This window comes from Brachyspira catarrhinii (assembly GCF_005518285.1).
In the GTDB taxonomy this organism is placed as follows: Bacteria; Spirochaetota; Brachyspiria; order Brachyspirales; family Brachyspiraceae; genus Brachyspira; species Brachyspira catarrhinii.
In genome coordinates, this window is the sequence record NZ_SJDU01000045.1 from 1 (window position 1) to 10,660 (window position 10,660).

Genomic DNA, 10,660 nt, shown 5'->3' on the forward strand with positions numbered 1-10,660 from the left:
ATTTATACAAAAAATATTTTTACCAACGATAATGAAAATGATACCGTAAATATTCTTCAAAATAAAATGTTATTCGGAGTTTCTTCGATTTATCCTTACATTAATTTTACCGTTCAAGAAAGCGGTTTTTCAATTATAAGTTTTATAAAAAATTATATAAATAAATTTGGTTTGCATTTTAGAAATATCGTAAAAAAATCTCTCGGAAAATTTTTAAGTCCCATAAGTTATTCGGTTGCGCAGGGAATAACAATCGGAGATAAAAGTATAATTCCAAAAAATATAAATCAATATTTTATAGACGCGGGAATATCGCATATACTTTCAATATCGGGACTTCATATTTCTATGGTTCTTTATATTTTATTTCTTGCGCTATCTTTTTTTCCAATCGATTTTTATAAAAGAATTTTAATATCTACTGTCATAACCGTAGCGATTTATCCCGCTATTACTTTATTTTCAGTTTCGATAATTCGAGCGAGCATAATGGCTTTTTGTTTATTAATATCTTATGTTTTCGATAAAAATAGAAATTCCGTCAATTCGTTATTTTTAGCCGCTTTAATAATTTTAATCATAGAGCCAAATTCGATAAGAGAGATTAGTTTTCAATTTTCATTTTTAGCGACTTTTGGAATAATTCTTTACTATCCGATTTTTGATTTTTATTTTTTAAGTAAAATAACAAAAAATATAAATAATTATTTTCTAAAAAATTTAATTAAAAAATTAATCGCTTTTCTTTTTATAAATTTAATCGCGTTAATTTCAATATTGCCTTTAAGCGTTCATCATTTTTCGATTTTGAATTTAACTTCTATAATATCAAATATTTTTGCCGTTCCTCTGGCGTTTATAATTTTAGCTTCTTCAATCATAACGATAATCGCGTTTCAAATATTTTCTTCTTTGTCGATTTATCCCGCTTCTACCGTGGAATTTTTTACAAATATTTTAATAAATCTATCAAAAAAATTTTCGGATATAAAATTTTTGAAATATCAAATTTCTTGCAATTTATATTTGGCAATTTTTATAACTTTTATTATCATGATTATCGGGCTTACTATTAGAATAAAAATGAACGAAAAAAGCGAATCCGATATTTAACGAACTCGCTTTATTTTCTTTATTCAAGTTAAAGATTATAAAATTATTTTGCGGGAGTAAGTTTAGTCAAAGCGTCTTCAACTAATGCGCTCCAAGTCGCCCCCGTTATTCCGTCAGCATAAATGTCGTTTGCCTCTATCATTTTATTGAAAGCTTCTTTCGACCTTGCGGGACCGCTTTTATGCGCGCTTTTCGTCAAAACGATTCTCGTCAATTTGCCTTTCGCTACGGTTACTCTCGCTTGATAATCTCCTTGAACCGTTTTGTAAGTGGCTTTATAATCGCCCAAATATGTTCCGTCTGGAATTTTACTCAAATCAATTTTAGATTTAGCTTGAGCGAAAACTATTAAAGCGAATACAAAAACAAAAGCGACTGCCGAAATTATAATTTTTTTAGAATTCATAATTTTCTCCTTAAAAAATAAAAATTTTTAGTCAAACTGTAATATATATAATGTAAAATGTCAATATAATTAATAATTTTAAATATTTATTTTATTTAAATATTCCGCTATACTGCTTGCGATAAATTTAGCGTCCTCTTCGTTTAACGAACTGTATAAAGGCAGTGTGATTTCATTTTTATAAAGATTATAAGCGTTATTGTAATCGCTAATATTATATCCCAAATCAATATAGGCTTTTTGAAACGGCAAAGGCAAATAATGAACATTTAATATTATTCCAAGTTCGAACATTTTTTCTATAAGAGCGTCTCTATCTTTCTCTTCAAAATCTTTTATGCGAATCAAATATAAATGATAGGAAGATTCGCAATAATCGGTTTTTAATTTTGGAATAATTATTTTATTATTTTTGCTTAAAATATCGTTATAAATGCTGGCGATTTTTTTTCTGTTTTCAAGCATTTTATTATATCTTCTTAATTGCGATAAACCAACCGCCGCATGCAAATCGCTCAAATTACATTTATAACCTATGCATTCAATATTATATTTCCATGAATTTGCTCCGCCTTTTCCTTTATCGAAAGCGCTTTTATTCTGCCCGTTCAAAGCCCAAATTGAAATTTCTTTATAAATGTCGTCCGCTTTTATATTTCCAATATCGTTAAAAGCCAAAGCTCCGCCCTCCGCAGTAGTTATATTTTTCACGGCATGAAAAGAGAAAGAAGTAAAATCCGCCTGACTTCCGACTCTTTTGCCTTTATAAATCGCTCCTATAGAATGAGCGGCGTCCGACAAAAATAAAATTCTTTTTAATTCTTTTTGATATTTATTATTTGACGGTTTGAATAATGATTTTTTCTTTTCAAGTATATTTTTAATCGCATCGTAATCGCATGGAAAACCGCCAATATCTACCGAAATAATCGCTTTAGTTTTTTCCGTTATAGCGTTTTCCAACTTTTCTAAATCTATATTAAAATCGCTTTTATCGTTTCCAGAATCAACGGCGTCTAAAAATATTACTTTCGCTCCAAGATGAACGGCTACATTTGAAGTGGAAGCGTAAGTATAAGCGGGAACTATTACTTCGTCTCCTTCGCCAATACCGAATATTTTTAACGCAAGTTCCATAGAAGCAGTCGCACTTGAAAGAAGTTTAACTCTTTTAACTTCGATATATTTTGTTAATTCCTCTTCAAATTCTTTATTGACAACTCCGCTCGTTATCCATCCCGATTTTAATACTTTAACTACGGCGTCTATTTCGCTGTCGGTTATATCGGGAGGAGAAAATGGAATAATTTTTTTCATTAAATATTTCTCAAAATTTTTTGATTATATTTCAGTTTTACAGTTTGTTTGTTGCTATTTTTTCTATCATTTCGACTACATTATCTATTCCCAGAAAATCGCTATTGAAACATGCATGATAATTTCGAGCGTCTCCCCAAACTTTTCCCGTATAATAATTATAATGTTTTTCTCTTAATTTGTCTCTTTCTTTAAGAATTTTTTCTATATTTTCGCTATCCAATTTATATTCTTCAACCGCTCTTTTTATTTTGCTTTTAATATCCGAATATATAAAAATATTTACGCAGTCGTCAAATTTTTCCAAAACATGATTTGCGCATCTTCCCACTATGACGCAGGAATGTTTTGAAGCGACTTCTTTAATCACATTGCTTTGAGCGAAAAACATCGTGTCTTGCAAAGATTCCCCGTTTCCGAATACCATATTTCCCGCGTAAGAACCCGAAACGGCAAAATTAAACAAAGGAGTTCCCGTTAATTTTTGCTCGTTTTCTTTTATATAATCTGGAGAGAATCCAGTTTTTTCCGAAGCCATTTCAATTATAGCCTTATCGTAAAAAGGTATATTGAGTTTATTTGCGACTGTTTCTCCAATGTATCTTCCGCCGCTTCCGAATTCTCTGCTTATAGTTATAATAATTTTTTTATCCATAAATTAAAATCTCCAATATGTAAATTTTTATATAAATTTTGTCAAGCATTAGCTAAATCTTTTCCCGCTTGATAACATATATTAAGTATTTCATCACTCGGTTTTTCTTTAGCTATTATGGATTTTCTAAATAATTTTACGCCGTTTTTAATAGCGTCTTCTTCCCAATCTCGCATCCATTTTCCGTCTCCCCAGCCGTAAGAACCGAAGAAAAATACTTTTTTATCTTTCAAATAAGTTTTAATATTCTCATACATAGGCAAAAATTCCGTGTCTTCTAAAGTTTCCGAACCCATAGCGGGACATCCAAGAGCTATTTTATCGTAATTCTTAACTTTCTCGGAATTGAAATTATACGCTTTGAAAATATCGACTTCAAATCCCGAATCTTCAACGCCTTTCTTTATTCTATTTGCCATAAGCTTAGTATTGCCCGTTTTACTCCAAACAACAATAGCTATTTTTTGAGGCATATTTTTAACCTATTTCTAATATAATCGAAAATTATAATCGTAATATTCTATTTGTCAAGGCGTTAATTAAATTATTCTTTATAATAAATTAAATAAATGCTATAATAATTACTCTTTACTATTATTATTTTGGAGCGATAAAATGAGAAGAAAAGATTTTATTTTTGAAGACAGAAAGGAAATAGAAAATATGCTAAAAAAAATCGAATTCGGAGTGATGGCTATTCCCGATAAAATTCCTTACGCCGTTCCGATAAGTTTTTGCTACAAAGATAACGAAATATATTTTCACGGAGCTATGGCGGGAAGAAAGCATGAAATATTGAAAAATAATCCCGAAGTTTCCTTTTCGGCATCCAAAGTTTATTCTTATATTCCATCGGGTTTTCTTAACGGCAAAATGACTCCGACTCAATTTTTCTTTTCGATTTTTATCGAAGGAAAATTTGAAGTTGTAAACGATTTTGATAAAAAGAAAAAAATTTTATGCGAGCTTGTCAAAAAATACGAGCCAGAAAATATAAATATGTCGATGGATAAAGGACAATTTAAAGGTTCTGAAATTCACACTTTTGTCGGAGTTATAAAAATTCACAATATGACGGCGAAAGCGAAATTCGGACAGAATATGAGCGATTCGGATATAAATATTATAATAAACGATTTGAAAAACAGAAACGAAAAAATAGATATTGAAACCATAGAAATGATTAACAAATTAAGAGATAAAAATATATAATCTATTTTATAAATTTTACTATCAATTTATTTAAATTTAAGTTATAATATTTCCTAATTAATTTTACAGATTGATAGATATGCTATTTTTTAAGAAAAAAAATAAAAAATTAGAATCCGAAGAAATTTCCGAAACCGTTAAAAATTTTTTTGACAATAATAAAGAAAATCCATCCGAAATACGAGCGGTTAGCCTCACTAAATTTTATGGAAAGCGAAAAATTATAGAAGATATATCTTATAGCGTAAAACAGGGCGAAGTTGTCGGACTTTTGGGACCTAATGGAGCGGGAAAAACCACAAGTTTTTACATTACCGTTGGATTCGTGACGGCGACTAAAGGAAATGTTTTTTTGAACGATATTGAAATAACCGATTTGCATATGTATAAAAGAGCGCAACTTGGAATAGGATATTTGCCGCAGGAAGCTTCTATTTTTAGAAAACTTTCGGTGGAAGATAATTTGCTTTCTATTTTGGAATATAATAAAAAATTAAATTCAAAAGAGAGAATGTATATTACCGACCAGCTTTTATCGGAGTTCAATATCAATCATGTAAGAAAACAAAAAGGTTATACTCTTTCTGGAGGCGAAAGAAGACGATGCGAAATAGCGAGAGCATTAACGGTAAATCCTAAATTCATTTTGCTTGACGAACCTTTTGCGGGAGTCGACCCGATAGCCGTTCTCGATATACAAAATATTATCGCGTCTTTGAAAGCTAAAGGCTTGGGAATTCTTATAACCGACCATAATGTTAGGGAAACTTTAAGAATAACGGACAGAGCCTATATAATGGGAAACGGAAAAATATTGGTTCAAGGAACTCCCGAAGATATTGTAAACAACCCGCTCGCTCGTAAGGTTTATTTGGGCGAATCTTTCACTATGTGATTTTATTTAAATATTTTTTACATACTATTTTTTATATATTGTATAAATATTGTCATAAAACCGTCTTTTTTATATTCAATATTGGATTTTGTTTTAAAAAATTTTTCTAAAAAAGGTTTTCTTCTAAATATCCATTTTGAAATATAAAGATTGAGTATATATAATATTTCATAAAATCTGCCTTTTATATACAGTTTTTCTGGTTTTAAATTATGTTTTAAAGCCAAATCGCAAAGAAAATAAATATTATAATGTCTGTGTTTTATAAGAAAATATGCTGGGTCGGAAATTACGCTTAATATATGATTATTTGGAGTCGATAAATAAAGCTTTCCGCCAGATTTTAAAACTCTTGAAATTTCTTTGAAAACTACATCTTCTGTATTTTTAGGCAGATGTTCTATAACATCAAACATACATACGGTGTCAAAAGTATCGTTTTCAAATGGAAGATTCAAAGCATCGCCGACATAAAACGAGCATCTTTCATCCGTAAAAAAGTTTTTAAGATTATTTATTTTTTCATCGCTATTTTCTAAACCCGAAAATAATTTAGGATTATATTTAATAATGTTGTATAAAAACCATCCAAATCCGCATCCTATTTCCAAAATAGTTTTATTTTCTATATCCGTTTTGTCTATAAAATCGTTTGGTATATATTCGGTTCTTCCTATTAAAATGTTGTCGGGGCTTTCATTTGTAATATTTCTCATGAAACCCCTTTAAATCTCTTCGTTAAAATAAAGATAAAATATATATATTTAAAATAAAATCGTCTTAACTGACTATAATTTGAAAGAGGACAATATAATGTAGCGTATATTATATAAAAAATTATTAAATATTTTAGATTAAATTTATTTAAAATAAATTGGCTGACGGTCACTAAAGGTTAATAACAATTTTATCATAACGAAATAATATATTATATAGAAATTTATTGCAAGTTTAATACACGGAATAATTTAAAATATCGCATAATCAATAGACTCTCGCTACCGTTAAAACTCCAATTTTGCCCACATTTTCTATTTTTCGAATCTCCGAAGACATTTCATTTAAAGTCGCTCCCGTAGTAAAAACATCGTCTATTATAAGAATATTTATTTTTTTCTTAAAATTATTTTTAAAATTTTTATTTATCTTAAAAGCGTCTTTTATAGTCGATTTTCTTAATTCTTTATCTTTTATCATACTCAAAGGATAAGTTTCTTTTTTTCTGCCAATAATATTTTCAATCAATTCTATATTCAAAATTTTTGAAATTGTTTTCGCTATAATTTCGCTTTGATTATATCCTCGCTCCAAAAATCTATTTTTACCCAAAGGCACGAAAGTTATAGCGTCAAATTTTTTAATATAATCTTTATAATAAAAAGACAATATAGCTCCGAAATCTTTGCATATCAAATATCTATGTCCGAATTTCATTTTATGAATCAAATTAACGGTTTCGCCTTTATAGTAAAGCATAGATTTGCATTCGTCAAAATAAATATCTTCGAATTTGCAAGCGCAGGTTTTATTTTTGTCTTCGATTAATCTTCCGCATTTCTCGCATCTTATATAATCGTCCGCATGAATATAATCCAAGTTTTTATTTATGCAATTTACGCAGATATAATTCATTTTTTCGCTTTCAATCATATCTCCGCAAATAATACAATGATTTGGAAAAATTATTCCAAAAATATTTTTTATAAAATTTTTGGTAAAAATGTTAACAAATTTTTTAATCATGTTTTTATTATATAGTCTGGCAAAAATTTTTAAATATTGTATAATAAAATTATGATAGATTATAAATTAATAGCAAAAACGATTAAAGAATCAAAATATGCCGTAGCTTTTACGGGAGCGGGAATAAGCGTAGAAAGCGGAGTTCCTCCTTTCAGAGGTCCAGACGGTTTATGGGAAAAGCATGGGAGTCAATTTGCCGAAATATCTTATTTCACAAGACATCCGAAAGAATCTTGGCAATCATTAAAAAAAGTTTTTTACGAACCGATTGATAATGTAAAACCGAATAAAGCGCATATCGTATTGGCTAATTTGGAAAAAGCGGGAATAATGCGTTCGGTTATCACGCAGAATATAGACAATTTGCATCAGGAAGCGGGAAGCAAGATAGTTTACGAACTTCATGGAACGGCTAAATACGCGGTTTGTATGAAATGTCAAAATAAATATAAAATAAATAAAGAAATATTGTCTATGGACCCGCCAGTATGCGAAAAATGTTCTTCCGTATTGAAGCCCGCGTTCGTATTTTTTGGCGAGCAGCTGCCTTCTTACGATTTTCAAAATTCGATAGCGGATGCAGACAAAAGCGATTTATTCATTATAATAGGAACTGGCGGAGAGGTTATGCCCGCGGCTCAAATTCCGCATTTGGCAAAAAGGTCGGGAGCAAAAATAATAGAAATAAATCCCGAGCCTTCGAGTTTCACAAATTCGATAGTCGATATTTATGTCAAAGAAAAATCGGGTGTTGCATTCGGCGAAATAGAAAAATATTTGGATATTTAATGTGTAAATTAAATCCTTTTTACAAATTATAGTATTTTGCTTTTGTTGTTTATGTTATATTCTTTAGTTAATATATATTGAAATTGATAAAAAATATAATATAATCTTATGAAATGGAAAATCTAAATAAAATAATTTGCATTGACGCTTTAGAGGGAATAAATTCTTTACCCGATAACAGTATAAATTTAATAATAACAAGTCCTCCGTATTTTAATTGCAGAGTTTACGGCAACGAAACTATAGGAAGAGAAGAAAATCCTTTAGATTATATAAATAATCTTTTTAAGTATTTAAATCCGCTTAAAAGAGTTTTGCATAAAGAAGGCTCATTTTATTTGAATATAGGCGATTTGTATTTTGGAACTAAAGGCTTTAGCAGAAATAAAGGCAGATATTCGAGGAAAACCGACAAGCATTATTTGGAATATAAAATAGCGAAACCAGACGGCAAATATCTTCAATACAAACAATTATTAATGTTGCCAGAAAGAATAGCCATAGAAATGCAAAATGCGGGTTGGATATTAAGAAATAAAATTATATGGGAAAAACCAAATCCCGTTCCTTCGTATTCAAAAGACAGAAGATATCCCGTTTACGAGCATATATTTCATTTCGTAAAATCAAAAAAATATTTTTTCGACATAAAGAAAGCTAAAGAATTGGGGCATCATAGAGATGTTATAAGAAATAAAATAGAGCCGTTTAAATTTCATCAAGCTTCTTTTCCGTTATCGCTCATAAAACCTTTGATAGAAATTACTTCAAAAGAAGGCGATATTGTTTTAGACCCGTTTATGGGAAGCGGAACCGTAGCCGAAGCCTGCATTTTATTAAATAGAAATTATATAGGATTTGAAATAAACGAAAATTTTTGTAAAATAGCCGAAGAAAGATTAGAGAAAATTTATGATTTTCAATACTAACTCCAAAGAATACGAATTATATTTTCATTATATAAAAAGCGTTTCCTCTTTATCAAAATTATTTAGCGAATCGGATATTCCTTTTTTACATTATAGATTGGCGGAAAATTTATTTTGCAAGGCTTTCAATGCGGAAAACTTATCGAGAACCGACACCGCCTATGACGCAAAAATATATAATATCGGAATTGGCATAAAAACTTTTGTATGTCCTTCAAATAGCAAAACTGAAAAAATAGCGGAATTTGATAGAAAAAATTCCGAATTAAAAAATTTGAATATCGACAAATTTGTAATTAAATTATCGGAATTAAGAAACGAGAGAATAAATTTTTCCAATAGAACATATAAAATAGAAAAATCTTATTATCATTGCATAGCGAGAAAAAAATCGGCTTTAGTAATTTTCAATACAAATTACGATTTAATAAATACTGATAAAATTAATATAATATACAACGATAATGCAAGCGTCAAATTTAAAGACGATATAAACGAATATTCTTATAATTATGCCAAGTCGACACTATTCAAAAAATTTATAATTCCTCAAAATCATAAAATTATAGATATACAAATAATAGATAATCCGCTCGATTTAATATTAAAAATCTTTAACGAATATAATAAATTTGAAATAACGGAAACTAAAGATTTTGTAATATTGCCTTTATACTCTTGCAGTAAAAGTAAAAATGAAAATAAAAAATATGTTCCAGAAAAAAGCGGTTTAAATCAATGGAACGCGGGCGGAAGAGTTCGCAAATACGGAGAAGTTTATATTCCAATTCCAGCGGAAATTAGAAAATTGAAAAGCGGATTTTTCCCAGAAAGAGATAGAATATTTAATTTAGAAATTCCTTCGGGAGATAAATTAAAAGCTAAAATATGCCAAGATAACGGAAAAGCTTTAATGACTAATCCTAATGTGGCTTTGGCGAATTGGCTTTTGAAAGATGTTTTGCAATTAAAAGAAAGAGAATTATTGACTTATAAAAAATTGGAAATAATCGGTATAGATAGCGTAAAAGTAGAAAAAATTGACGATGAAAATTTTAAAATATATTTTTCTAAAATAGGCAGTTATGAAAAATTTATTAATAGCAAATCTGATTAAATAAAAAAATTAGTTAATGTATAACCACAATACGAACGCTATTTTCCTGCCATCTTCCTTGCCATTTGCTTCCGCTCACTAATATCGCCGTATCTCCATGTTCCGCCAAATTATGTTTTATTAAAGTGTCTTCGAGTATGTCAATCTGTCCGCCATGACTTATTCCCGCGCTAAAATTCAAATCTTCTGGCATCAATATCGTATAAACATTATGACATATTGAAAGCTTGTTGCATAAATCTTTATCCGCCGACATAAATACGATTGGACTTTTCGGACGCTTCTTTGAAAGAGTTTTAACCGTCCATCCAGACCTTGAAAGAGCGATTATAACCTTATTTGGAATTCGATACGACAAATAAGCGGCGCTTTCCGATAGAGCATCATTCAAACTTATATCTAAAGAAAAATTAATTTCTTTTTTGCCCGTAATAGATTTTTCCGCGGATTCCACTATCGAAACCATAGCCTTAACCGATTCTAT

Annotated in this window: 13 protein-coding genes; 6 read left to right on the forward strand and 7 right to left on the reverse strand. The window is 29.5% G+C overall.

Annotated elements, in window-relative coordinates; genetic code table 11:
- Positions 1-1,113 (forward strand): ComEC/Rec2 family competence protein (locus tag EZH24_RS02980; protein WP_137997647.1); only part of this gene is annotated, 1,113 nt, incomplete at its 5' end.
- Positions 1,114-1,156: 43 nt separating this feature from the next.
- On the opposite strand, the gene EZH24_RS02985 is transcribed toward EZH24_RS02980, so the two are convergent.
- The 4 genes from EZH24_RS02985 to EZH24_RS03000 all read right to left on the reverse strand — a co-directional run bounded on the left by EZH24_RS02985 (position 1,157) and on the right by EZH24_RS03000 (position 3,964).
- Positions 1,157-1,519, reverse strand: a complete 363-nt coding sequence (locus tag EZH24_RS02985; RefSeq protein ID WP_137997648.1) for an FMN-binding protein — start codon at positions 1,517-1,519, stop codon at positions 1,157-1,159.
- Between the two features lie 78 nt (positions 1,520-1,597).
- Positions 1,598-2,836 (reverse strand): DegT/DnrJ/EryC1/StrS family aminotransferase, encoded by a 1,239-nt coding sequence (locus EZH24_RS02990; protein ID WP_137997649.1) that lies wholly within the window; start codon positions 2,834-2,836, stop codon positions 1,598-1,600.
- A 37-nt stretch (positions 2,837-2,873) separates the two neighbouring features.
- Positions 2,874-3,491 carry a cytidylate kinase-like family protein gene (locus EZH24_RS02995; RefSeq protein WP_137997650.1) on the reverse strand — a complete coding sequence of 206 codons (618 nt, stop codon included), beginning with the start codon at positions 3,489-3,491 and terminating at the stop codon, positions 2,874-2,876.
- A gap of 41 nt (positions 3,492-3,532) precedes the next feature.
- Positions 3,533-3,964, reverse strand: coding sequence for a flavodoxin (locus EZH24_RS03000; RefSeq protein WP_137997651.1), 432 nt, complete (start codon positions 3,962-3,964; stop codon positions 3,533-3,535).
- Between the two features lie 142 nt (positions 3,965-4,106).
- Between EZH24_RS03000 and EZH24_RS03005 the strand changes: the two genes are divergently transcribed.
- Both EZH24_RS03005 and lptB read left to right on the forward strand, forming a co-directional pair.
- The gene (locus EZH24_RS03005) at positions 4,107-4,703 is read left to right on the forward strand and encodes a pyridoxamine 5'-phosphate oxidase family protein (protein WP_137997652.1); all 597 of its coding nucleotides are present in this window, start codon (positions 4,107-4,109) and stop codon (positions 4,701-4,703) included.
- A 79-nt stretch (positions 4,704-4,782) separates the two neighbouring features.
- On the forward strand, positions 4,783-5,598 hold the full coding sequence (gene lptB / locus EZH24_RS03010) for an LPS export ABC transporter ATP-binding protein (protein WP_137997653.1): 816 nt from the start codon (positions 4,783-4,785) through the stop codon (positions 5,596-5,598).
- Positions 5,599-5,615: 17 nt separating this feature from the next.
- Here lptB and EZH24_RS03015 read toward each other — a convergent pair whose 3' ends face one another.
- Both EZH24_RS03015 and EZH24_RS03020 read right to left on the reverse strand, forming a co-directional pair.
- Entirely contained in the window at positions 5,616-6,314 is a 699-nt protein-coding gene (locus EZH24_RS03015) for a class I SAM-dependent methyltransferase (protein ID WP_137997654.1), read from the reverse strand.
- 268 nt (positions 6,315-6,582) lie between these two features.
- Complete coding sequence (locus tag EZH24_RS03020) at positions 6,583-7,341, reverse strand: ComF family protein (protein ID WP_137997655.1); 759 nt, start codon at positions 7,339-7,341, stop codon at positions 6,583-6,585.
- Positions 7,342-7,392: 51 nt separating this feature from the next.
- Between EZH24_RS03020 and EZH24_RS03025 the strand changes: the two genes are divergently transcribed.
- From EZH24_RS03025 to EZH24_RS03035, 3 genes are all read left to right on the forward strand, one after another.
- Entirely contained in the window at positions 7,393-8,130 is a 738-nt protein-coding gene (locus EZH24_RS03025) for an NAD-dependent deacylase (RefSeq protein ID WP_137997658.1), read from the forward strand.
- A gap of 113 nt (positions 8,131-8,243) precedes the next feature.
- Complete coding sequence (locus EZH24_RS03030; RefSeq protein WP_137997656.1) at positions 8,244-9,059, forward strand: DNA-methyltransferase; 816 nt, start codon at positions 8,244-8,246, stop codon at positions 9,057-9,059.
- The gene (locus EZH24_RS03035; RefSeq protein ID WP_137997657.1) at positions 9,043-10,176 is read left to right on the forward strand and encodes a phospholipase D-like domain-containing protein; all 1,134 of its coding nucleotides are present in this window, start codon (positions 9,043-9,045) and stop codon (positions 10,174-10,176) included. Before EZH24_RS03030 ends, EZH24_RS03035 begins: the two co-directional genes overlap by 17 nt.
- Positions 10,177-10,189: 13 nt before the next feature.
- Here the strand turns inward: EZH24_RS03035 and EZH24_RS03040 are convergent.
- On the reverse strand, positions 10,190-10,660 hold a 471-nt coding region (locus tag EZH24_RS03040), incomplete at its 5' end, for a pyruvate kinase alpha/beta domain-containing protein (protein ID WP_272897866.1).